Source organism: Microbispora sp. ZYX-F-249, from assembly GCF_039649665.1.
GTDB classification, from domain to species: Bacteria; Actinomycetota; Actinomycetes; order Streptosporangiales; family Streptosporangiaceae; genus Microbispora; species Microbispora maris.
The window spans coordinates 1-23,044 of record NZ_JBDJAW010000025.1; the positions used below are offsets into that span (position 1 = coordinate 1).

Annotated in this window: 21 protein-coding genes and 1 pseudogene; 14 read left to right on the forward strand and 8 right to left on the reverse strand. The window is 69.9% G+C overall.

The window, feature by feature from the left end:
- Together AAH991_RS26175 and AAH991_RS40510 are read right to left on the reverse strand one after the other, a co-directional pair.
- Nucleotides 1-2,270: AAA family ATPase (locus AAH991_RS26175; protein ID WP_346228560.1), on the reverse strand; the 2,270-nt coding region annotated here is incomplete at its 3' end.
- Between the two features lie 86 nt (nt 2,271-2,356).
- Nucleotides 2,357-2,719, reverse strand: a complete 363-nt coding sequence (locus tag AAH991_RS40510) for a CU044_2847 family protein (protein WP_428834030.1) — start codon at nt 2,717-2,719, stop codon at nt 2,357-2,359.
- 1,053 nt (nt 2,720-3,772) lie between these two features.
- Here AAH991_RS40510 and AAH991_RS26180 point away from each other — a divergent pair.
- The 4 genes and pseudogenes from AAH991_RS26180 to AAH991_RS26195 all read left to right on the forward strand — a co-directional run bounded on the left by AAH991_RS26180 (nt 3,773) and on the right by AAH991_RS26195 (nt 8,061).
- Nucleotides 3,773-4,383, forward strand: a pseudogene (locus AAH991_RS26180) (nitroreductase family protein).
- Nucleotides 4,384-4,885: 502 nt separating this feature from the next.
- Nucleotides 4,886-6,277 carry an MDR family MFS transporter gene (locus AAH991_RS26185; RefSeq protein WP_346228561.1) on the forward strand — a complete coding sequence of 464 codons (1,392 nt, stop codon included), beginning with the start codon at nt 4,886-4,888 and terminating at the stop codon, nt 6,275-6,277.
- A 107-nt stretch (nt 6,278-6,384) separates the two neighbouring features.
- Nucleotides 6,385-7,053 (forward strand): HEAT repeat domain-containing protein, encoded by a 669-nt coding sequence (locus tag AAH991_RS26190; RefSeq protein ID WP_428834031.1) that lies wholly within the window; start codon nt 6,385-6,387, stop codon nt 7,051-7,053.
- 6 nt (nt 7,054-7,059) lie between these two features.
- Nucleotides 7,060-8,061: a MerR family transcriptional regulator gene (locus tag AAH991_RS26195; protein WP_346228562.1), complete on the forward strand. Its 1,002-nt coding sequence runs from the start codon at nt 7,060-7,062 to the stop codon at nt 8,059-8,061.
- 254 nt (nt 8,062-8,315) lie between these two features.
- Here the strand turns inward: AAH991_RS26195 and AAH991_RS26200 are convergent, their stop codons facing one another.
- Nucleotides 8,316-9,485 (reverse strand): endo-1,4-beta-xylanase, encoded by a 1,170-nt coding sequence (locus AAH991_RS26200; RefSeq protein ID WP_346228563.1) that lies wholly within the window; start codon nt 9,483-9,485, stop codon nt 8,316-8,318.
- Nucleotides 9,486-9,532: 47 nt separating this feature from the next.
- Entirely contained in the window at nt 9,533-10,240 is a 708-nt protein-coding gene (locus AAH991_RS26205) for a polysaccharide deacetylase family protein (protein ID WP_346228564.1), read from the reverse strand.
- Between the two features lie 354 nt (nt 10,241-10,594).
- Here AAH991_RS26205 and AAH991_RS26210 point away from each other — a divergent pair, with 354 nt between their 5' ends.
- From AAH991_RS26210 to AAH991_RS26235, 6 genes are all read left to right on the forward strand, one after another.
- Nucleotides 10,595-11,212 (forward strand): DedA family protein, encoded by a 618-nt coding sequence (locus AAH991_RS26210; RefSeq protein WP_346228565.1) that lies wholly within the window; start codon nt 10,595-10,597, stop codon nt 11,210-11,212.
- Nucleotides 11,196-12,281, forward strand: coding sequence for a sensor histidine kinase (locus AAH991_RS26215; RefSeq protein WP_346228566.1), 1,086 nt, complete (start codon nt 11,196-11,198; stop codon nt 12,279-12,281). Before AAH991_RS26210 ends, AAH991_RS26215 begins: the two co-directional genes overlap by 17 nt.
- Nucleotides 12,272-12,916, forward strand: a complete 645-nt coding sequence (locus AAH991_RS26220) for a response regulator (RefSeq protein ID WP_346228567.1) — start codon at nt 12,272-12,274, stop codon at nt 12,914-12,916. Before AAH991_RS26215 ends, AAH991_RS26220 begins: the two co-directional genes overlap by 10 nt.
- Nucleotides 12,917-12,994: 78 nt before the next feature.
- Nucleotides 12,995-14,059 carry a serine hydrolase domain-containing protein gene (locus AAH991_RS26225; protein WP_346228568.1) on the forward strand — a complete coding sequence of 355 codons (1,065 nt, stop codon included), beginning with the start codon at nt 12,995-12,997 and terminating at the stop codon, nt 14,057-14,059.
- 274 nt (nt 14,060-14,333) lie between these two features.
- Complete coding sequence (locus AAH991_RS26230; RefSeq protein ID WP_346228569.1) at nt 14,334-15,782, forward strand: alpha/beta hydrolase family protein; 1,449 nt, start codon at nt 14,334-14,336, stop codon at nt 15,780-15,782.
- A gap of 120 nt (nt 15,783-15,902) precedes the next feature.
- Nucleotides 15,903-16,637 (forward strand): alanyl-tRNA editing protein, encoded by a 735-nt coding sequence (locus AAH991_RS26235; RefSeq protein ID WP_346228570.1) that lies wholly within the window; start codon nt 15,903-15,905, stop codon nt 16,635-16,637.
- A gap of 21 nt (nt 16,638-16,658) precedes the next feature.
- Here the strand turns inward: AAH991_RS26235 and AAH991_RS26240 are convergent, their stop codons facing one another.
- Together AAH991_RS26240 and AAH991_RS26245 are read right to left on the reverse strand one after the other, a co-directional pair.
- Complete coding sequence (locus AAH991_RS26240; RefSeq protein WP_346228571.1) at nt 16,659-17,273, reverse strand: GNAT family N-acetyltransferase; 615 nt, start codon at nt 17,271-17,273, stop codon at nt 16,659-16,661.
- The gene (locus tag AAH991_RS26245; protein WP_346228572.1) at nt 17,270-17,815 is read right to left on the reverse strand and encodes a DinB family protein; all 546 of its coding nucleotides are present in this window, start codon (nt 17,813-17,815) and stop codon (nt 17,270-17,272) included. Before AAH991_RS26245 ends, AAH991_RS26240 begins: the two co-directional genes overlap by 4 nt.
- 59 nt (nt 17,816-17,874) lie before the next feature.
- Here AAH991_RS26245 and AAH991_RS26250 point away from each other — a divergent pair, with 59 nt between their 5' ends.
- Nucleotides 17,875-18,828: a helix-turn-helix transcriptional regulator gene (locus tag AAH991_RS26250; protein ID WP_346228573.1), complete on the forward strand. Its 954-nt coding sequence runs from the start codon at nt 17,875-17,877 to the stop codon at nt 18,826-18,828.
- A 62-nt stretch (nt 18,829-18,890) separates the two neighbouring features.
- Here AAH991_RS26250 and AAH991_RS26255 read toward each other — a convergent pair whose 3' ends face one another.
- Complete coding sequence (locus AAH991_RS26255) at nt 18,891-19,490, reverse strand: hypothetical protein (protein ID WP_346228574.1); 600 nt, start codon at nt 19,488-19,490, stop codon at nt 18,891-18,893.
- 118 nt (nt 19,491-19,608) lie between these two features.
- Nucleotides 19,609-20,130 carry a helix-turn-helix domain-containing protein gene (locus AAH991_RS26260; protein ID WP_346228575.1) on the reverse strand — a complete coding sequence of 174 codons (522 nt, stop codon included), beginning with the start codon at nt 20,128-20,130 and terminating at the stop codon, nt 19,609-19,611.
- Nucleotides 20,131-20,211: 81 nt separating this feature from the next.
- Between AAH991_RS26260 and AAH991_RS26265 the strand changes: the two genes are divergently transcribed.
- The 3 genes from AAH991_RS26265 to AAH991_RS26275 all read left to right on the forward strand — a co-directional run bounded on the left by AAH991_RS26265 (nt 20,212) and on the right by AAH991_RS26275 (nt 22,999).
- Complete coding sequence (locus AAH991_RS26265; protein WP_346228576.1) at nt 20,212-20,553, forward strand: hypothetical protein; 342 nt, start codon at nt 20,212-20,214, stop codon at nt 20,551-20,553.
- Between the two features lie 14 nt (nt 20,554-20,567).
- Nucleotides 20,568-21,503, forward strand: a complete 936-nt coding sequence (locus AAH991_RS26270; RefSeq protein WP_346228577.1) for an alpha/beta hydrolase family protein — start codon at nt 20,568-20,570, stop codon at nt 21,501-21,503.
- A gap of 71 nt (nt 21,504-21,574) precedes the next feature.
- Entirely contained in the window at nt 21,575-22,999 is a 1,425-nt protein-coding gene (locus AAH991_RS26275; protein WP_346228578.1) for an aminobutyraldehyde dehydrogenase, read from the forward strand.
- Nucleotides 23,000-23,044: the final 45 nt, after the last annotated feature.

The window sequence follows — 23,044 nt, forward strand, 5'->3', positions numbered from 1 at the left end:
AGGCCTTCGATAGTGCGTTCAAGTTGACCGATGTCGGGATCCCAGATGCGTATCGTTTGATCAGTACTGGCGGTTGCAAGCATGGTATGACCGTCAGAGGTAAATGCGCATACCGCCTCCACGCTATTGGTGTGCCCTTCCAAGACCAATCGCTCAACTCGTGGAGGGACTTGCGCCCATTCAGCGCGGTATGGCATCTCCAGGCTCATGCTGCGGAAATCGTCGCCTAGATTCTCCAACGCTTCGGTAATTGTCAGCATGGCGGCTCGGGTGGCAGGAGGGAGTGCCACGAGCTGTGGAGTTAGCCGGAGCAGACGTGCCTTGGCCAGTGCCTCCGGAGATACGGCCATGTCGACAAAGGGAAGCAGGCGCTTCAAGTCGGCGTGGAGGAGGAACTCGTTCTCGTTCAGTACGCTGTCGATGTTCCCGCTGCGGGCGGCGTGCACGGGCAAAGAACGCAGCAGATATGCTGACGCGTTTTGCCATCCGACCCTTCTCCCTACCTCCAAAAAGGCCTGCGTCAGTCGGCCCTCGTCCTGGGAACGCGCCACGGTCTTCTCGCGATCCTCGAGCAAGGTGTCATTCAACGCCTGGTGGAACAATCGGAAGAGTGCAGTCGGCTCCTGCGAATTTGCATCGATCAGGAAACGGGCGGCCTCGGAGCGCGCGAATTGCACCAGGGCAGCCGCAGGGACTTTCCTTCCGCCGAGGGCGGCAATGGCTGTGCTCCATAAGTCAGCGCTCAGGCCGGGCGCCTCTGCAAATGCCAATGCTGTAAGCACCGTTGCAGCAGGGACGCCAGCCACGGGTACTAGCCGCGCCACGTAGGCACGAAGCACGCTGCCGATCGTGGTTGAGAATGACAATGTCTCGGGAGTGGCGGCAACTGGGTCATGCAGACTATGATCACGGGCCACCAAGCCCGCGATCAGGAAATTATCACCGGCCGCCCGGGCGATTTGTTCGGCTACTGGGCGAGCCACCTTTGCATCGAGGTAAGGACTATCCGGTCGCTGTTGCAACACCTCAGTCGCATATGACGTGAGATCGTCCAGAGTCGAGACGTCGTTGAGGTCGACGATCTCACACTGGCCTGCGAATTCTGTGAGAAGCTCCCCGCCTTCGTCGCGCCGTCGAGTTCCGACCACTACTCGTGCACCGATATCTGCGCAGGTTTCCATCAGTGGCAATGCGACGCCGGACACTATTGCTCGCGCCTCTATGGGAGTTGTTGCTTCATCCAGCGCGTCGATAATGACGTTGAAGTTTGGTGCGTCTCGCTCCTCTAACACATGACGTATAGCTGGGGCGAGGTCAGTGATTTCCTGTGGAAGAGGTGCGGATGCGGTACGGGCAATCTCGCTGGCCACTTCCAAGGCCGTCTTACCTCTGGCGTGTACGGCGCAGGCTACCGACCCCAAAGGTGCAAATATACCCTTGTACTCCTGCGGTAGCTGGGCGCGAGCGCTGGGGTCGGCCGTCGTCACGATTTGGCCAAGCAATGCCGACTTGCCTACGCCGGGGTCGCCGGTGACTACGAGCACCCGGCGCTCAGCCGTGTTCTTACGCAGCCATTCAACAATTATTCTGAGTTCCCTTTCGCGGCCACGAAAATGATGGCCTGGTTCGCCGTTCTGCGTGACTCCGCGGGCTCGGGGACGCCAGTGACGGTCTGCTTCCGGATCTTTGCTGAGTTCCCATCCCCAAGCAGCTAGTGCTACATTGTCTGATTGCTCGACTGTCCAATTTGTGAGAGCGGTGATTTCTTCGTCGGGAAGCCAACGATCTATCTGATAGAGCGTAATGCCTCGGCCGTCGCCTCGATAGTCTGCTTGGCTCACCATGCCGATCACAGCTTGATAATCGGGAGACCACACTCCTGCGCCACTGAACCCGTCCTCAACGTGATGGCGCGACTCCGAGTCCAGACGAATATACCCATAAGCGGAAAGATCGCCGATGTTGCCCTGTGTAGAGTTGCCATGAGGATCGGATCCTGCGAATCCGTAGGCCCACCAGGGTATTCCGGGGCAATCCACTCCTCGCGGACGGCGAAGGGGCGCGGGAACGACTCCGGCGGGTATTTCCTCCTCAAGGTACAAAACCGCCACATCGGCGATCTCAAGCTGCATAGCTTCGGGGACCTTGATCGATGTCACCCTGCGTCGTTCGAGGAAGTCACCATCGGACAGGGGAAAAGAAACCCACAAGGCGTCGGCTGGCAACGCTACATGTGCGCAGGTGAGAATGCGGTGCCGGTCAAGGACCACCCCGGATCCTATGGGTGTGTAGTCGTCAGCGGTACGATGTAACGCGGCTATCCAAGCCCTGTTCGGCGGGCCTGTACTGATTCCCGTCATAACCGGGCACTAGCGCTCGCCTCTCCAGGGTGACTGGCCTTGGTGCCAGGCTCCCAAGTGAGAGTCACCTCAAAGTTACCTTCAGTAGCGGCCTTGGCCACGAGCCAGTTTGCAGTGCCAGAGACCTTGATCCCGAACTTGACCTCGATCGCCTTTGGTCCCATGTGTCGGACCTTGTCTAACACCGTCTGGGCCGCCCGGACGGCAGGTTCTACGGCAGCGCTTACCTGCCCTGCAGTTTGATCTGAGCCCGCAGGATGATAACCGGGAGGAGGCTCCGTCTCGAACTGGACGGTTGTCCCGTCATCTAGCTGGTATTTCACAATGCGCGGCAATGTCGGCCTCCCTCTGACTACCATGAGTGTATGGTGCGCAGAGTTGCCAAGCGCGCCTTTCGGGCGAAGCTACTGAAACCGCTAGGCCAGGTGGCCAGTCTCGTGGGCTCCAATCCCATGCTCTCCGCTCAACCAGCCCAAACGGCGTCTGACCGGCGGATTCGCTCCGTTCAGACGCCGTTGATCGTTCCGGTCATGTGCAGCCCTCGGTCGCTGTCCGCGGGATATATGCCACAACAGACAGGGAACTCCTGTGTACAACGGGCGTGGTTTTGTCGTCTAGGAAAATGACGGCCGCGATCGAGCCGGTGTCGACTACGATCACGCCTCGTGCCCGGAGCCCTCGGCGAGAATCTCTGTCCCGGACATCAAGCGGATGGAGACGCGAGGCCGGCTGACCCGAGAGACGCAGGCCGGCACGGCGGCCTGCGTCGTTCGTTACCTGCTCCACCTGTCCACCTAGGGCAGGCAGGAACTGCCGCACAACCTTGGCCAGTCTGGAGAACCGCGGGCCTTAGCGATCACCAACTGCGGGCCTCTCTACAGGCTCGTGCTGCCTGCGGGAACCACGAGCAACTGGTATCGGCGGGGCTAATTGAGCGAGTGGCGCACCCAGACGTTGGTTCGACGTACACCGTGTGGCCGTGGTGGGCGTTGCAGTGGACGGGCACCAGCACCCCCGGAAGCTCTACGACGTGTCTCCTGTTGGGACGCACGGGGGCGAGTAGTTCGCTGAAGCCGAGCCGGGCGGCTTGGGTGCGCAGGGCGTCGAGCGTGACGGCGGAAAGGCCCTTACCCTGCAGGTCGGGCCTGATCGTGATCTCCAGTGCCGAGACCATGTCGGGAGAGCTGCGGCATCGCCGTGCTGCGGCGGCGCGCCAGAGCACGCCTTCCCATAAAGGTCCGGCGGACCCGGATCGAGCCGTGCTTGCCCCGCCGTACCAGGCGCTGCAGGCTCTGCCCCTCGTGGTCGGTTAATCGCCGCGCTCGTACGGGCTCGGCCATGCGCTCCTCCTGCTGTCGGTACCGATCGCTGCAGAGCGGCTCATCCGGGGTCGGCGCGCGACCAGGGCGTTCCTGCCCGACCTTGTCCCGGACGCAACGCTTCGGGCCATCTTCGACCTGGCCGGTGCCGCGCCGTCGAACTCCAACGCCCAGCCTGGCGCGTCGAGGTGGTCAGCGGGGTCGCACGGGACAAGCTCGCCGAGGCGCTCGTGTCCGCCAACCGAGCCGGTCGGCGGACAGTCGACTTCCCTTGCAGCGAGGACATCTACACATCGGTGCACCAACGACGACGTGCGGCGTTCGGTGCCGCCATCTACGCCGCGCTCGGTATCGGCCGCGACGCCTACGATCTGCGTGCCGCCTACGACGCCAAGAGTCTCCGCTTCTACGACGCACCCCACGTCGCGCTCCTGTACGCGCCCGAATCCGGGGACCCGCGACTGACCGCCGATGTCGGCATGTACGCGCAGACCCGGCTGCTTGCCATGGCCGCTCACGGGGCGGCCAGCTGTCCGCAGGCGCTGCTGAGCTTCTATGCCGACACAGGGCGCGAGACGCTCGGCGTCACCGGCGGGAAGCTGTTGTTCGGCATCTCGTTCGGCTATGCGGACCCAGCGGCCGCGATCAATGCGGTCACCGTCGGCCGCGCGCCTCTACAGGAAACGACGCGCTACCATCGCTGACCGAATGCCCTCCGGCACCTGCTTGCGATCTTTCGCAGCGGTTCGCCAATCTGCCCTTGTCCTCCGCGCGAGCGGCAGAATGAACTCGGCCCCGGCGATTCGAGCTGCTCGCGGGGTATGCGCGAAGGTCGTGGTCGCATTGCCGCAGGTAGTGCGTGTTAGCTGGGAGCGGCGAAAAAGCGCGTTACGGCCTGTGGAGAAGGCGCGGATACCCGGGAGGGAAGTCCGGGACCTCCGTGGGCGCAGCCCGAGTCCGGCGTCCGCCGCCGATGAAAACCGGGTGACATTTCGCGTCGCTCGCCGCGATCCTAGGTGCGGGCGATGAGTTTTGTCGGTGGCGGCTGCCAGGCTTGCCATGACCACGAACTCCTGTGGGGCCCGGGCTGGGACACCAGCCATGACCAGGTCATTTCCTGACAACCCTGATCGAGGTGCCGTGTCCATCGCACAGCTTGATTCGCCTGCCGATTCCGCGACCCCCGTGTCAGGTCGCACACCGCCCGTGATCCGGTTGCTGGTGCTCGCCACGTTCGTGGTCATCCTCAACGAGACGATCATGATCAATGCGATCCCGCGGCTGATGAACGCGCTGCACATCACCGAGCAGACCGCGCAGTGGCTCTCGACCGCGTTCATGCTGACCATGGCCGCTGTCATCCCGATCACCGGATGGTTCCTGCAGCGGGTGTCCACCCGTAGCGCGTACGCCACCGCCATGGGGTTGTTCCTGTTCGGCACGGCGTTGGCCGCCGTCGCGCCGTCGTTCGAGGTGCTGCTGGGCGCGCGCGTCGTCCAGGCGTCCGGAACGGCCGTGATGATGCCCCTGCTGATGACGACGTTGATGCAGGTGGTGCCGGAGGCAGAGCGTGGCCGTGTGATGGGCAACGTCTCCCTGGCCATCTCGGTCGCGCCCGCGATGGGCCCGACGGTCTCGGGTGTGATCCTCCAGTTCGGGTCCTGGCGGCTGCTGTTCGCCGTGGTGCTTCCCATCGCCGCGCTGATCACCTGGCGAGGGCTGAAGCAGCTCAAGAACGTCGGAGAGACCCAGGCCGGTGCGATCGACTGGCTGAGCGTGGTGACGGCCGCCGCCGGGTTCGGCGGCCTCGTCTACGGGCTCAGCCGGTTCGAGGGCGGGGACAGCCGCGTGGCCGTCGCGATCGTGGGTGTGGGCCTGGTCGCCATCGCCGTCTTCGTCGTCCGCCAGCTGTCGCTGCAGAAGCGCGGCGCGCCGCTGATGGACCTGCGTACCCTGCGCCACCGCACCTACACGATCGCGCTGGTCCTGATGTCGGTGGCCTTCATGGCGATGCTCGGTTCGATGATCCTGCTGCCGCTGTATCTGCAGAACATCCGCGAGCTCAGCCCTCTGGAGACCGGGCTCCTCGTGATGCCGGGCGGCCTCGCGATGGGGCTGCTCGGGCCGACCGTCGGCCGACTGTTCGACCGCTTCGGTGGCCGGGTTCTGGTCGTTCCCGGCGCGATCGGAATCGCGCTCGCACTCGCCGGCCTCACCCAGGTCACCATGACCATGCCGTACTGGCAGCTCCTGGGGTTGCACGCGCTGCTGATGGTGAGTCTGGCCGCGACCTTCACCCCGGTGTTCACCCTCGGGCTCGGCGCGGTTCCCCCGCAGCTCTACTCCCACGGCAGCTCGATCTTGAGCACTCTGCAACAGGTCGCCGCGGCCTTCGGTACCGCGCTCGTGATCACCGTGATGAGCGCGCGGGCCGACGCCCTGAAAGCCGCGGGAGCATCAGAGGTGCTGGCCAACCTCGACGGCATGCGGCTGGCCTTCGTCATCGGCGCGGTGCTGTCCGTTGCCGTGGTCGTCAGCGCCTTGCTCCTGCCGGCCCGGGCGGACCGCGTCGTCGAGCTCGAGGCATCCGCCCATTGATGCGTGCCGGTGGAGCGGCAGGCTCTGTCGGCGCCGCCTCACGCTGTGGCTCCGCTTGACCTTGACACAGTGACAAGGTCTTCACTGTGGCCAAGGAGGTGGTCCCGATGGCCATGCCGAAAGAGGACACGAACACGACGCGGGCGCTCCGGGGGCTGGAGAACGGCAGCGCCTCGGTGCGGCTGCAGGCGGTGCTGGCGGCCGGGACGGCCCCGGACCCGCGGTTCGTCGACAAGCTCGTCGAACGGTGCGCGGTGGAGCCCGATTTCTACGTGCGCGACATGCTCACGTGGGCGCTCACCCGCCACGCGCCATCGCTGACGGTGCCCAAACTCATCGGCGAGCTCCGTTCGGAGCGTGCGCAGGCACGGAGCCAGGCGTTGCACACGCTGTCCAAGATCGGCGATCGGCGGGCGTGGCCGGCGATCACGCGGGCGCTGCTGACCGACGCCGACGACGAGGTGGCGCGGACCGCCTGGCGGGCAGCGGTCGTACTCGTGCCCGAGGGCGAGGAGTCCGAGTTGGCCGCAGCGCTGGCGACGCAGCTCGGGCGCGGCGAGCGTGAGACGCAGCTGAGCCTCAGCCGGGCGCTGATCGCGCTCGGCGCGGTGGTCACGCCGATCCTGCGCGCCGCGATGGCGGATCCCGACCCTGGCGTGCGCCGGCACGCGATCGCCACGGAACGGCTGTCGCGCAACCCGGACGCCGGATTCGAGTTCGCGATCGAGGAGGCGAAGCGCATCGTGGCCCTCGGTACGACCGGCCGGGAGGAGTGACAGGCGGTGTTGATCGGGGATGTGGCACGGCGGTCCGGGGTCAGCGCCCGCATGCTCAGGCACTATGAATCGCTCGGCCTGGTGCGGCCGACGGGTCGTAGCGGGGCCGGCTATCGGGAGTACTCCAGCGAGGACATCCGGCGGATCTTCCACATCGAGATCCTGCGGTCATTGGGACTGTCGCTGCGTGAGGTCGGGCGCGCGCTGGACGACCCCGGCTTCGCACCCGCGGGGCTCGTCGAGGACCTCATCCGCCAGACACGAGAACGCATCGCGCGTGAGACGGAGCTCCTCACACGGCTGGGCCGGATCGGCGCCGCCGAACCGGCCGACTGGGAGGACGTCCTCCGGATCGTCGCGCTCCTTCATGCCCTGGGGTCGGAGAACGCCGGGAAGCGCCAGCGCGCGGCCCTGTCCCCGGCCGCGGAGGTGCCGGTGGACGCTCTGGTAGAGGCGGCGTTGAGCGAGACGGATCCGCACGTCGCGGGAGCCCTTCGATGGGCTCTGGCGCGATCGGGCGACGACGCGTTGGCGCTGCTGGCGGAGGGCCTCGGCTCACCGGTGGCCGAGGTGCGCGAGCGGGCAGTCCAGTCCATCGCCGAGATTCCGGACGACGCGGCGACCGCACTGCTGCGGGAGGCCCTCACGAACTCCGACCTCGCGGTCCGCAGGCGTGCGGCTCTGGCGCTCGGGGCGCGTGGCGTGACCGACGCGGTCCCGACGCTCATCGACATGATCGTCGAAGGGGCGAACGACACCGATGCGGCCGATGCGCTGAGCGTGCTGGCGAGAGACGAGGCGCCGGCGGATCGGATCGCCGCCGGGCTCGTCGACCGCCTCGCCAACAACGCCGTGGGATCGTCCGCGCGGCTACGGCTGACGCAGGCGCTGGCGGACATCCCGGGGCTCACGGCGTCGCGCGCGCTCGCGGAGTTGTCACAGGACGACGACCGTGCCGTCGCGTTCACCGCGAGGTACATCCGCAAGCTCCGCGACGACGCGCGCTGACGGAAGACGACGCGCGCTGACGAGCCTCCCCCTGCGGACGTGCGATGACGAGCCTTTCCCCGCGATGACGAGCCTTCCCGTGCGGCGGAACACGGCGCACGGGGCCGCCCTGTGGGGTGGGGTGCGGCCCCGTGCGTGTCGGTCCGGGGCCGCCCTGCGACCCCGTGTCCGTGTCGGGAACGGAGCCGTCCTGGGACTCCGTTCCCGGGTCGGGCACGGGGCCGTCTTGCGGCCCCGTGCGTGCCGGGTACGGGTCAGGGGCGGCCCGGGCCGCCGTCGGTGCGACGCGGAGCGCCCGCGGCCAGGGCGAGGTCCTGCTGGATCACGTAGTACTGCGACTTGGGCTTCAGGTCCGCGTCATACAGCAGGGCGGCGCCCTCCTGCGGGTCGTCGAACCAGCCGGGGATCCAGGAGTAGGTGTCGCCGAAGCCCCACGGGGTGAACGAGATGCACTCGCGCACCGCGAGGCAGGCCTTCAGCGCCCGGGACCAGTAGCTCTCCTGGGCGTACACGGCCAGCGGGTTGGTCGGGGTGTTCACGTTCGGCGCGGCCTCGGTGAACGTGCGGACGTCCACCTCGGTCTCGGCCACCTTCAGGCCGAGGTCCGCGAAGCGCTGCAGGTTGGCCTGCAGGTCCGGGAAGCCGTACTGCGTGTCCAGGTGGCCCTGGAAGCCGACGCCGTCGATGGGCACACGCTGGGCCTTGAGGGTCTTGACGAAGTCGTACACCGCGTTGCTCTTCGGCCCGGTGAACTCGAGGTTGTAGTCGTTGTAGAACAGCAGGGCCTTGGGGTCGGCCTGGCGCGCCCAGCGGAAGGCGTCGGCGATGTAGCCCAGGCCGCCCCACGCCTTGTACCAGATGGTCTCGCGGGGCTTGCCGTCGTCGTCGAACGCCTCGTTGACGACGTCCCACTGCCAGATGTCGCCCTTGAAGTGCTTCACCTGGTCCTGAATGTGCTTCTTGAGCAGGGCCTTCAGCTCGTCGTTGGACAGCGTGGTGGTGTAGCCGTCGGAGGAGAGCCAGGTGGGCAGCTGGCTGTGCCACACCAGCGTGTGGCCGCGGACCAGCTGCTTGTTCTTCTTCGCGAAGTCGACCAGCCGGTCGGCCGCCGCCCAGTCGTACGTGCCGCGCTCGGGCTCCACGAGCTGCCACTTCATCACGTTCTCGGCGGTGACGCTGGAGAACTGCTCGGCCGTGATCCGGGTGTACTCGGCGTTGCTGCCGAGCTCGTCCATGTTCACGGCGGTGCCCACGCGCAGGCCGACCCGGTCGCCGAGGGCGCGCAGCGAGTCCGCCGGGTAGCGGGTGGGCTGGGCGTGGGCAGGGGCGGCGCCGGGTTCGGCCGAGGCCGAACCGGTGAGAGCCGCCCCGCCCAGCAGGACCGTGGCGCTCACGAGGCCGATGGACAGTGCGGAACGAAGCACACGAACTCCTCGGTGGAAATGGGGGGTTGATGGGTACTGCGGTCAGGTCAGCCCCGCCGGGCGGGCAGTGACAGGTGCCATCCCTCCGAACGGAGCGCGGGGATGACGGCGGCGACCGCGTCGACGGTCTGACTCCGGTCCCCGCCGCCGTCGTGCAGGAGGACCACCGCGCCCGGCGTGATGCCCTCTCGCAGGCGGCGGATCAGTTCTGCGGTGCCCGGCGGATCCCAGTCCCCGACGGCGAGACGCCAGCCCAGCGCCTGCATGCCGAGATCGGCCGCGACGGTCGGCGTCTGCCCCCAACTGCCGTACGGGGCCCGGAAGTACGGGATGTGCGCTCCCGGCACGGCCGCGCGGATGGCGGCGCTCGTCTCGAGCAGGTCGGCGCGGATCTTCTGCGCCGGCCAGGCCGCCATGTCGTCGTGGTGCATGCCGTGGTTGCAGAGCGTGTGCCCGTCGGCGACGATCCGCCGGACGACCTCCGGGTGCTGCCGGACGTGATCACCCCAGAGGCAGAAGACCGCCTTCACGTGGTGCTCACGCAGCACGCCGAGCAGGCGCAGCGTGTCGGGAGGGTTCGGGCCGTCGTCGAAGGTGAGGCCGACCGACATCCCGCCGCCGCGGGTGGAGTCGACGACCGTGGAAGTCGGGTTGTCCGCCAGGGCCGGATGCGTCATGCCCAGCACCAGACCTATCGCGGCCAGCGGGATCGCGAGAAGACGTGCCCGGCGTGGGCGCCGGCTCCGGTTGACCACGGTGACTCCATCTTCGAACGACGGGGACGCCCGAAAGTTTCGGTGGTGTTACGAAAGTAATGCAGACCATAGGAAGATGGGTGATGTACGTCAAGAGCCACAACCACCAGTCCATTCGCGGGAGCCGTGGTCTGCAGGGCGCCGGACGGGAGAGTCACGCCCCCTTCTGCCTCGACGTGCCCGGCAGATTCGCCGAAAAGTTTTCGGCTCCCGGGGTGCGGGGCTCGATGAACGTTTCGTCCGGCTGGAGCCGTCACCACCCCGCACGCGAACCCGGCACTGTGGTTTTCCGCACCCGTGAACGGCCACGCGCCTCATGGTGATCGTAAGCTGGCCGTTTCTAGGCTTCCGGACATGACGGAATGGCTGATCGACCTCATGGAGACCCTCGGCGCGCCGGGCGCCGCGATCGCGATCGCGCTGGAGAACCTCTTCCCGCCCCTCCCCAGCGAGGTGATCCTGCCGCTGGCCGGTTTCACCGCCTCCCGAGGAGAGATGAACCTGGTCGCCGTCCTGCTGTGGACCACGGCCGGGTCGGTGGCGGGGGCGCTGGCGCTGTACTGGGTGGGCGCGCTGCTCGGCCGTGAGCGCACGCTGGCCCTGGCCGCGCGGATCCCGCTGCTCAAGGTCTCCGACGTCACCAAGACCGAGGCCTGGTTTCTCAGGCACGGGCGCAGGACGGTGTTCTTCGGCCGGATGATCCCGATCTTCCGCAGCCTGATCTCCGTTCCCGCCGGGGTGGAGCGCATGCCGCTGGGCGTCTTCACGCTCCTGACCACGGCAGGCAGCCTGCTCTGGAACACGGTCTTCGTGCTGGCCGGCTGGACACTGGGGGAGAACTGGTCGCTGGTGGAGACCTACGTCGGCATGGGCACCAACGTGGTCGTCGCCGTGGTGGTGCTCGCCGTGCTGGTCTTCGTGGGCGTACGGCTGAGCGAGCGGCGCAAGGGGCGGCATGCGCTGGACGGTTAGGGGGCTCCGGCTCGTCGGGGCGGTGACCGCCGGTGCGGTCACCGCCCTGCTGGGGGTGGTCTTCGTCCTGGCGGCGGCGCCGTTCGCCGACCGGCCCGCCGTACGCGCCGCGGCCGCGCGGATGACCGGGCTGGAACTGCGGCGGCTGCGCCTGGACCTGCCGGGCCGCGACGCCGACGGCGAGCTTCGCTACCTGGCCGCCCGGGTGCCCGTCGGCCTCCTGGGCGGCCTGGTGGTGCTGCTCCTGGTGATCGGCGCTTCCGTCGCGGTCAGGCTGCTGTGGTCGTGGAGCCGGGGGGAGGCGCTGGACGGCATGCTGCCCACCCCGCCGCTGCTGGCCTACGCCTTCCTCTCCGGCGTCGTCCTGCTCTTCCTGAACCTGTCCGGCCTGGTGGGGGTGGACGTGCTGGAGCGGCGGCTGGCCGTACGGCTGCTCGTTCCCGACCCGACCGAGGCGCTCCGGCGGCGGATCGCCGAACTGACCGAGAGCCGCGCCGGGGTCGTGGCGGTGGTGGACGCCGAACGGCGGCGCATCGAGCGTGACCTCCACGACGGGGTGCAGCAGCGGCTGGTGGCGCTGTCCATGCTGGCGGGACGCGCCCGCCGCGGCCGCCCCGAGCTGCTGGAACAGCTGCACGAGCAGGCCCGGCAGGCGCTGGTGGAGCTGCGTGAGGTGGCCTGGCGGGTCTACCCGTCGGGACTGGACGCGCACGGGCTGGCGGAGGCGCTGGCCGGGGTGGCCGAGCGGGCCGCGGTCACGGTCAGGGTGACCTGCGAGCTGCCGGTGCGGCCACCGGTGCCGGTGGAGACGGCCGCCTACTTCGTGGCCAGCGAGGCCGTGACGAACGCCGCCAAGCACTCCCGGGCCACCCTGGTCGCCATCGAGGTACGCCAGGAGGGCACCATGGTCGTCGTGCGAGTGCGGGACGACGGCATCGGCGGAGCCGACGCCACCGGCGGCGGGCTGACCGGGCTGGCTCGGCGGGTGGCGGCGCTCGACGGACGGTTCACCGTGACCAGTCCGCCCGGCGGGCCGACCGTTGTCGAAGCGGAGCTGCCGTGCGCGTGATGCTGGCCGAGGATTCCGCCCTGCTGCGCGAGGGCCTGGTGCGGCTGCTGCAGGAGGAAGGTCACGACGTCCTGGCCGCGGTGGGCGACGCCGGCGCGCTTCTGGAGGCGGTGGCAGGCGAGCGTCCCGAAGCCGTCGTGGTCGACGTACGGATGCCGCCCACCCACACCGACGAGGGCCTGCGCGCCGCCCTGGAGATCCGGCGGCGCTGGCCGGAGGTCAAGGTGCTGGTGCTGTCGCAGTACGTCGAGAAGAAGTACGCCACCGAGCTGATGGGCGGCAGCATCGACGGCGTCGGCTACCTGCTCAAGGACCGGGTGGCCGAGGTCGGCGACTTCCTGGACGCGCTGGACCGGGTGGGCGCGGGCGGGACGGCCTTCGACCCGGAGGTGGTGCGTCAGCTGCTCGCGCGGACCAGCCACGCCGACCCGCTGGCGCGGCTCACCGCCCGCGAGCGCGAGGTGCTGGAGCTCATGGCCCAGGGCCTGACCAACGCCTCGATCGCCCAAGCCCTGCACGTGTCGCAGAGTGCGGTGGAAAAGCACGTCAACGCCCTGTTCGACAAGCTCGCGCTGTCGCACATCACCGGATACAGCCGCCGGGTCCTGGCGGTGCTGCGCTACCTCGGCTCCTGACCCGCTGTGGTTTTCCACAGGTGAAGCAGGCGGCGCACCGCATTCTGCCGCCGAACCGATCTCCATAGCGTTGATCACATGATGCAGACGATGACGAACGTGCTGGTGGCGGCGGTTGTCGCGGCGGGCGCACCGGCCGTGGACGTACGCCCCGACCTGGAGAAGATCGTGACCGGCGGCGGGGCGACGGCCGCCCTGGCGCGGATCTCCGGCGGCGGCCGCACCTGGTCGGGCGCCGTGGGGGTACGCGACGTCGAGCGCGGGGGACGGCCGTCGCCGAACGGCCACTTCCGGATCGGCAGCGTCACCAAGACCTTCGTCGCGACCGTGGTGCTCCAGCTCGTGGACGAGGGCGAGCTGCGGCTCGACGACCCCATCGACAGGCACCTGCCCGGCCTGGTGCCGGGCGGTGAGCGGATCACGGTGCGCGCGCTCCTCAACCACACCAGCCACCTGTACGACTACATGAGCGAGCCCGGATACTCGACCAACCGCTGGCGCGGCGACGCCCGGTTCCGCTCCTACCGGCCGCGCGAGCTGCTCAAGGTGGCCTTCGCCGAAAAACTCCCCGACGACGGGAAGTGGCACTACTCCAACACCAACTACGTGGTGCTCGGGCTGCTGGTGGAGAAGCTGACCGGCAAGCCGTACGGCGAGGAGGTGCGGCGCCGAATCCTGCGCCCGCTGGGGCTGCGCCACACCGTGGTGCCGGGCGACCGGGCGGGGCTGCCGTCGCCGCACGCCAAGGGGTACGAGCCGCTGCCCGGGCTGGTGGACGCGACGCGGATGAATCCCTCGCTCGACTGGGCCGCGGGGGAGATGATCTCGACCACGGCCGACCTGGAGCGGTTCATGTCGGCGCTGCTGGGCGGCAAGCTGATCAGCGAGGCGTCCCTGCGGGCGATGCGGACCACGGTGGAGACGGGGGCCGGGTTCGGCTACGGGCTCGGGTTGCAGGCCTACGCGCTGCCGTGCGGCACCGTGTGGGGACACAGCGGGGAGCTGATCGGGTACCTGACGTTCGCGTTCCGCTCCGACTCGGGCAGGTCGTTGACGTTGTCGATCAACCCCTCGACCCGCAACCCGTCCACCGCGGAGGTCATGGGGATCGCCGTCAAGGTCTTCTGCGCGCCGGCCGGCTAGGACTCCGGTGACTCGTTGAGATCACGTGACCTGAGGGCGGGCGTCGCACCCCACGCGTGCCGCTCCGCCGCCGGCCGGGCTCGGCGGCCGGTCTCCGGGGACTCGGCGGTACACCGCGGGCCCTGTGCGGTGACGACCCCACGCCGCCGATGACGACCGGGTCGATGCGATCAGACTCCGGGATCACCGTCGGCACGACGATGCGACTGCGGTCGCACGGAAGCGGGGACTCCAGGAGGACGCGCGAGCGGCCTGCGTGATCAACGATGGTCGCGTGATCGAGACCATCGCGGGGATCGGCATGTCACCCGTGGAGATCCTGCTTCTGCTGGGCGTCGCCGGCCTGCTGTCGTCGCGGTGGTGCCCGCCCCGGGCCCGCCGGCCGGTCGCGGTCGCCGCGGCGGCGGTCGTCGCCCTGTCCGGGAGCGTTCTGGCCGTGCGCGGGCTGCGCTGGCAGATGGCGCCCGCGCTCGGCGGCGTCCTGGTCGCGCTCGCGTTCGCCGTGCCAGCGCTCGCGGGACGCCCGACGCGGAGGGTGCCACGGTGGCTCGCCCTGCCGGGAGTCGTGGTCTGCCTCGGCCTGGTCTGTGCGAGCGCGGCCGCCGCCTGGGCGGTGCCCGTGCCGGTGTTCCCCGAGCCGTCCGGTCCGTACGCGGTGGGCACCGCGGTGACGCAGTGGACCGACACCTCGCGCCCGGAGCCCGCGACCGCCGAGCCCGGCGACCACCGCACCGTCGTGGTCCAGGTGTGGTACCCCGCACCCAGGGGCACGACCGGCCCCCGCGCTCGCTATCTCGGCCGTACGGAGCGGGAGGCGCGTACGGTCGCCCGCGGTCTGACCGGCTACATCGGCGTGCCCGCCTTCCTGCTCGACGACGCGGCACGTGCCCGCACCGCCGCCGTCTACGACGCGCCCGTGGCGGCCGGACGGTTCCCGATCGTGCTGTTCTCCCCCGGGCTGGGCGGCGTGCGCACCCAGAACACGGCCTGGGCGGAGGAACTGGCCGCCCGGGGTTACGTCGTCGCGGCCCTCGACCATCCGTACGACTCCGCCGCCGTCGTGCTCGACGATGGACGGACGATCCACACACGGGTAGTGGCCACCGGCGACGACGAGGAGGACAGAAGGCTCGCGATCGGCTGGACGGCGGTCAGGGCCGCCGATCTCAGTTTCGTCCTCACCCAGCTCGGCCGCGTGGACCGGGGCGAGATCCGCGGCCCGCTGACCGGGCGGCTCGACACCGCGCGGGCCGCGGCGGCCGGGCACTCGATCGGAGGAGGCGCGGCCTTGCAGGCCGCTCACCAGGACTCCCGTTTCGCGGCGGTGATCAACCTGGACGGATATCCGCACGACCCCGCGCCCCGGCCCTACCACCAGCCGGTGCTCGCGCTCACCCATCCCGTCGATCCGGCCGACAACCCGTCGTACATCCCCCGTCTCACGCGTGTCCTCTCGCTCAGCACCTCGGAGAGCTACCAGATCACCGTCCCCGGCACGGCACATCTCACGTTCGCCGACGCGCCGCTCTACCTGCCGCCGGTGCCGTTCGTCGTCGGTTCCCTGGGCCGCACCGGGGGGCTTTCCGTCACCACGGCGGCCACCGCCGCCTTCCTCGACGCCACCCTGCGTGACGAACCGGGCGACCTGGCCACGATCCTGCGCCCGTACGGCGAGCTCACCGTCCACCGGCCCGCGCCCGCCAGGGTGCCGAGGACGCGGTGACCGGTCGTACGGTCTCTCGTCGAGCAGGCGCGTCACCGTGCGGCGGTGGGCGGAGGAGTGCGGCGGCGCCGTGACCAGTGGCTCGGCGCTCCTCGCGCGGGCGTGACTAGACTCGGTGGGGTGACGATCGATCTGCACGGCCGGACGCGGCGGCTGGAGCTGACCGACCAGGACCTGCGGTCCTTCGAGGCGGTCGTGCTGGAGGCCACGCCGGACGGAATCGTCCTGGACCGCTCGGCCTTCTACCCGGGTGGCGGCGGACAGCCGCCGGACCAGGGCGTGCTGCTGTGGCAGGGCGTCGAGACCCGCATCGAAGGCGTGCGCAAGGGCGACGACCTCTACCTCGTCCCGGCGCCGGACGACCCGATCCCGCCCGCCGGCACGGTCGTACGGGCGGCGGTCGCCGACGAGCGGCGCACGGCTCTGATGCGCACGCACTCCGGGCTGCACGTGCTGTGCGGTGTCGTGTTCCGCGACTACGGGGCCCTGGTCACGGGCGGGAACATGGAGCCGATGACGGCGCGGATGGACTTCAACCTCCCCGAGGTGCCGCCCGGCTTCAAGGAGGCGGTCGAGGAGGCCTGCAACGCCGAGATCGCCGCCGACCGCCGGATCGACGTACGGGTGCTGCCCCGGGCGGAGGCCTTCGCGATCCCGGACATCATCCGCACCGCGACGAACCTCGTGCCGGAGCACATCCCCGAGGTGCGGATCGTGGACATCGCCGGGCTGGACACCCAGGCCGACGGAGGCACGCACGTCGCCTCGACCAGGCAGATCGGCAGGATCAAGGTCGCCAAGATCGAGAGCAAGGGGCGCGGCTTCCGCCGCCTCCGCATCGCGATCTCCGACTGACCGCCCGGACCGATCCGCCGCTCAGAAGTCGATCCGCACGACGGCTCGCCTGAGCGTCGGCCTGCTGACCTCGGTGAACCCCGCGTCCAGGAAGACGTCACGGCTGCCGACGTGCAGCTCGCCCCAGGTGATCTCGGCGCCCGGCCGGGTGATCATCGGGTACGCCTCCAGAGCCCGGGCGCCCCGGTCCCGGGCGAAGTCGATCGTGGCGCGGGCGAGCGCGTACGTCACCCCGCGCCGGCGGAAGCCCTTACGGGTGACGAAGCAGGTCACGGCCCAGACGCTGTCGTCGGTCTCGTCCTCCTGCCGTCCGGTCCACGGCACGCGGGTGCGGGTCAGCTGGGGATAGGCCGTCCGGGGCTCGACCGCGCACCCCCCCACCGGCTCGTCGCCGAGGTAGGCCACGAGACCGCTGGTCGAGCGGGCCGCGGGCGTTCCGCACCCGGTCTGCTCGCGCAGGCGCGCGGCGCGTTCCGCGGCGGAGACCGAGCCCCACTGGTAGGTGAAGATCTTGTAGCGCTGGCAGTGGCAGTCGATCGTGCCGAGGATCGCCCGCAGGTCGTCCCACGACGCCCGGTTGGCGGGGACGACGACGAGCCGGTCGACGGGGATCGGTTCCGTGCTGTCCTGCCTCATTCCGCCGGCTGGTCCTCTCCGACCAGGCCGTCGACGGACTCGCGGATGAGGTCGGCGTGCCCGAGGTGGCGGGCGTACTCCTCGATCGTGTCGATCAGCAGGCGGCGGAGGCTGGGCGACTCACCGCGTGAGCCGGTGTACGCCGCGAGCCGTCCGAGGCCGCCCTCGGCCAGTGCCTGCCGCACGCCGGCCCGGGAGCGGGCCACCGCGTCCTGCCACAACGCCGTCAACTGCTCGGGCGTGTCGCCGGCGGCCGTACGCCACTCCCAGTCGGGGTCGGCGCCGAAGTCCACCGTGTCCCACGGCGGCGACGGCGGCCGCCCGAACAGCTTCCGGGAGAACATGTCGTCCTCCACGAGCGCCAGGTGCTTGAGCAGCCCTCCCAGGGGCATGGACGACGCGGCGGCGGTCGCCCGCAGGCCCGCCGCGTCGAGCCCGCCGCACTTCCACGCGAACAGCCGGCGCTGGCGTTCCAGCGACCCGATGAGCGTGTCGATCTCGTCGCCCGCGACCGGCGGCTCACGGAGGATGTCTTCGGTCATGGCGGACAGGCTACGGTCGGTTCCGGACGATCCCCTTCCGGAATCCGACGGGTTGCCGAATGAAACGAGACGAGAGCCCCACCGCCCGGGCCCTCCTGCTCCTCGAACTGATCCAGAACAGTCCCGGCATCACCGCGGAACGGCTGGCCGGCCGGCTCGGTGTCTCCGAGCGGGCGGCCCGGCGTTATGTCGGCATCCTGCGCGAGGCCGGCATCCCGATCGAGTCCGAGCGAGGCCCGTACGGGGGATACCGCGTCGGCCGGGGGGTCCGGCTGCCTCCTCTGATGTTCACGCAGGCCGAGGCGCTCGGGCTGGTGATGGCCGTGCTGGACGGCCACCACGACGCGGCGGATCCGGCCGACCCCGTGGGCGTCGCGCTCGGCAAGATCCTGCGGGTGCTTCCCGAGGCGGTCGGGGAGCCGGCCGCGGCGGTGCGGAGCCTGAGCGCGAGACATTTCGAACCCGGGGTCAGGACGCCCGGCCCCGAGACGACCGCCGCCCTCGTCCGGGCCTGCGCCGCGCGGCACCGGCTGAGGCTCGGATATCGCATCCGCCCCGGAGAGGAGCGGCTCATGGAGGTCGACCCGTGGGCCGTCGTCGTACGGCGCGGCCGGTGGTATCTCCTGTGCTGGTCGCACACGAAGAACGCCCGCCGGGTGCTGCGGGTGGACAAGGTGGCGGACGTCGAGGTGCTCGACGTCCCGGCCGTCCCGCCGCCCGATCTCGATCCGGCGGAGATGCTGGAAGACCACCTGTCGGCGGGCTGGCGGCACGAGGTGGAGGTCGTCGTCGACGCACCCGCCGAGGCCGTGGCCGAGTGGATCCCGCGCAGCCTGGGCCGCCGCGAACCGATCGACGCGACCACCACGCGCCTGGTCGGCAGCACGGACGAGCCGGACTGGTACGTCCGGCAGCTCACCGCGATCCGGGCGCCTTTCCGCATCGTCGGGTCACGCGAACTGCGGGAGGCCGCCGAAGCTCTGGGACGGCGCCTCCTCCAGGCCGGCGCCTGAAACGCCGGGTCCTGAAACGCCGGGTCCTGAAACGCCGGGTCCTGGAAAGCGGGCCCTGGTGGCTACGCGGAGCATGTGGCCCAGAGCTCGGCCCAGCCCTCGTGCGTGAAGTCGTCGTTCTGGTACCAGACCGCCTGCGAGTGTTCGTCGGACTGGACCGACGTGATGCTGACGTTGGCGGGGCGCCGCCCGTCGGCACCGCTGAGGTGCGGGTGGCTCGGCGGGCAGGCCACCATGAGCAGAGCGTCGCCGCCCGGCGGGATCCTCGTGGTCTGCATGAACTCGAAGCCGGTCATGGGCTCGTGCTGCACGTTGGAGCAGAGCACTTCGATCTTCACCAGGATGGCGGACGCGTACTTGTCCGTCTTCGACTGGGAGTTGCCGAACGTCACCTTCACCTCGCGCCCGTTCACGGTGATGCCCTTGTAAACCAGCTCGCCCCCGTTCCAGGTGTCCTGGGCGACGGACGAGGTCCGGGTCGTCACCGGATACGGCTTCGTCGAGGGACAGGTCCTCGACACGTAGACCGTCATGCCCGGCTGGACGGAGGTCGAGTTCGTCATGACCACGGTCTCCTCGGCGAACGCCGGGGCGACGGGGACCGTGAGTGCGGCGGCGGCGGCGATCGCCGCGACCGCGCCCGTTCGGGTGAGCCTGCGCATGTGGTGTCTCTCCTCGTTCGTCAGGCGTGTCCTTGCGCCGACGACGCTAGAGAGACCGTCTTGATGTGGTCTCCACCGTGTCGTGTGGAGTGCTTGACGGGCACTTGCGACCGGTGTTTCAGCCCGGCATGACGATGGTGGACAGGAGGCGCCGGGTGCGGCCCGGTGCGGGCTGGTTGGCGAGTCTCGCCAGGAGCACTTGTCGCAGGTCCCGCAGGAACTCCTGGAACTCCTCGTCGCTGAGGTACATGGCCGCCTGCCGGAATCCCACGCCGTCGCGGCCGAGGTCGATCTCGTCCCGGTCGAGGTAACGGTCGAAGTCGGCCAGCAGGAGCGCGACGAACGTCAGGAACGCCTGGCGGTGCTCCTCCGCGCCCAGCCCGGCCGCCTCCTCGGCCCCGACGCTCGCGTTGGCCGCGCGCAGCCGGTAGGTCCGTTCGAAGGTGCCCCGGACCTTGCGCTCGGCCGCGACCTCCAGGACCTCGCCTTCGACCAGTGCCGCGACCTGCCGGTAGAGGGTCGCCGGCGGCACGTCGGGGAGCTCCGCGCGAAGGTCCGCCGTCGTCAGCGTCCGCTCGCCCAGGAGCGCCTGGACGATGCGCAGCCGGATGGGGTGCAGCAGCAACTCGGCCGTCGTCATGATCCTACGTTCTCACATTTGACATCATTCTCACAATCGAGAACAATCATACTCACCACAGCACGACCTGCGAGGAACGCCATGAGCACCGTGACCATCACCCCCGACGCCATCGAAGTCCGCCTCACCGCGGTCGAGAAGGCCGCCGCCCTGCGTACCGACCTGCGTGTCCCGCGGTCGGCGGTGCGGTCCGCCGAAATCGTGGACGACGCACTCGGCGCGGCCCGGGGCGTGCGCACCGGCCTCGGCGTGCCCGGGCACCGCAAGCTCGGCACCTGGCACAGCCGCGCGGGCAGGGAGTTCGTCGACGTGCGCAACGGTCAGCCGGCGGTGCGGATCCACCTCGACGGGCACGGCTACGCCTCGCTGCTGCTGGGCGTGGACGACCCCCGTGCCATGGTCGCCGCACTCACCGGCGCCTGAGACGGACCGGCACGATGCGCGACATCGACCTCACCTTCACCTCGGCCGGCGAGCGGCTCGCCGGCACGCTGACCCTGCCCGGCGGCGACGGGCCCTTCCCGGCGGCGCTGCTGATCCCCGGATCGGGGCCGGTGAACCGTGACTCCGACCATCGGCGGCTCCCTCTCGGGGTGACCCGTCAGCTGGCGGAGGCGCTGGCCGCCGCGGGGATCGCGTCACTCCGCTACGACAAACGCGGAGTGGGGGCCAGCACCGGTGACTTCCTGGCGTCCGGGTTCCGCGACAACATGGACGACGCCGCGGCCGCGCTGGCCGCGCTGCGCGGGCGCGCGGAGATCGATCCCGGCCGCGTGGCGGTGGCGGGGCACAGCGAGGGCGCGCTGATCGCCACCGACCTCGCCGCCCACGACCCCGCGGTGGCGGCGGTCGTGCTGCTGTCCGGCGCCGCCAAGATCGGCGCCGAGACGCTGCGCTGGCAGGCCGCGCGTCTCGCGCCGGTCTTGCCGGCGCTCGTCCGCGCGGTGCTGCGCCTCACCCGCACCGACCTGGTCACCAAGGTGACCAAGAACCACGAGCGCATCCGCCGTACGACGACCGACGTCGCCCGGATCGGCGGAGTCCGGGTGAACGCCCGCTGGACCCGCGAGTTCCTCGACTACGACCCGGCGGCCGACCTCGCCATGATCAAGGCGCCGGTGCTGGCCGTCACGGGAGACAAGGACCTCCAGGTCGACCCCGGGGACCTCACCCGCATGGCGGAGCTGGTGCCGGGGCCGATCGAGACCCACCTGATCCCCGACCTCAGCCACATCCTGCGCAGGCAGCCGGGCACGCCGTCGCTGCGCGCGTACAAGCGTGAGGCGCGCGAGCCGATCGACGCGCAGGTGCGAGAGCTCGTCGCCGGCTGGCTCGCGCGCACGCTCGCGGCGCCGGCGCGGGACGGAGCCTGACCGTTCGGCGCGTCCGTTTTGCGGGGAGGACGACATCAGGGCACTGGTGGGCGACTCGCGAGGAGACCGCCGTGGACACGTATCACAATGTGATCGACGGGGAGCGCCGTGACCCGGCCTCCGGTGAGTGGATGGACCTCGTCGACCCCTGCACCGAGCAGGTGTACGCCAGGGCGGCCCGGTCGGGCGGCCGGGACGCGGCGAGCGCGGTGGAGGCGGCCACCCGGGCCGCGCGGGCCTGGCGGCGGACCACCCCGGCCGAGCGTCAGCGGCTGCTCGTCGAGCTGGCCGATCTGATGGCGGACAACCGGGAGGCGCTGGGCGAGGCCGAGGTGCGGGCGACCGGCAAGCCGCGCGGCACCGCCCTGCGGGTCGACGTGGACGGCTCGATCGACGTCATCCGCTACTTCGCCGGGGCCGCGCGAGTGCTGGAGGGACTCGGCGCGGCCGAGTACGCCGAGGGGCACACCTCATTCGTACGGCGCGAGCCGATCGGCGTCGTCGCCCAGGTGACGCCGTGGAACTACCCGCTGATGATGGCGGCCTGGAAGATCGGCCCGGCTCTGGCGGCGGGCAACACCGTGGTGCTGAAGCCGTCCGACACCACGCCGGGCTCGGCCGTGCTGCTCGGCGAGCTGTGCGCGAGGGTGCTGCCGCCGGGCGTGGTCAACGTCGTGTGCGGCGACCGGGACACCGGCCGCGCGCTGGTGGCGCATCCCGGTGCGGAGATGGTGGCGATCACCGGCTCGACGCGGGCCGGGGCCGAGGTGATGGCGGCGGCCGCCGCCGACCTCAAGGACGTCCATCTGGAGCTGGGCGGCAAGGCTCCCGCGGTGGTGTTCGCCGACGCGGACCTGAAGGCGACCGCCCGCGGCGTCGCCGAGGCGGCGTTCTTCAACGCCGGGCAGGACTGCACGGCCGTCACCCGGGTGCTCGTCGAGGAACGGGCGCACGACGACTTCGTCGCGGCGCTCGCCGAGGCGGCGCGGACGCTGACCGTCGGCGACCCGGACGAGGAGGGCGTGTTCCTCGGCCCGTCCAACAACGCGGCCCAGGCCGAGCGGGTCGCGGGCTTCCTCGACCGGCTGCCCGCGCACGCCCACGTGGTCACCGGCGGCGCCCGCCTCGACCGCCCCGGCTACTTCTTCCCGCCGACCGTCGTCGCCGGCGTCCGGAAGGACGACGAGATCGTGCAGCAGGAGGTCTTCGGCCCGGTCGTCACCGTGCAGCCGTTCGCGGACGAGGGCGAGGCCGTGGCCCTGGCCAACGGGGTCGAGTACGCGCTCGCCTCGAGCGTGTGGACGAGGGACGTCGGCCGGGCGATGCGGCTGTCGGCCGAGCTCGACTTCGGCGCGGTGTGGGTCAACTGCCACCAGGTGATCATTCCGGAGATGCCGCACGGCGGCTTCAAGCACTCGGGCAGCGGCAAGGACCTGTCCCGGTACGGCCTGGACGCCTACACCCGCGTCAAGCACGTGATGATCAGCCATTCCTGACCGTCCCGCTCGCCGGCGGGCCGGCACATCGATGCATTGTGACGC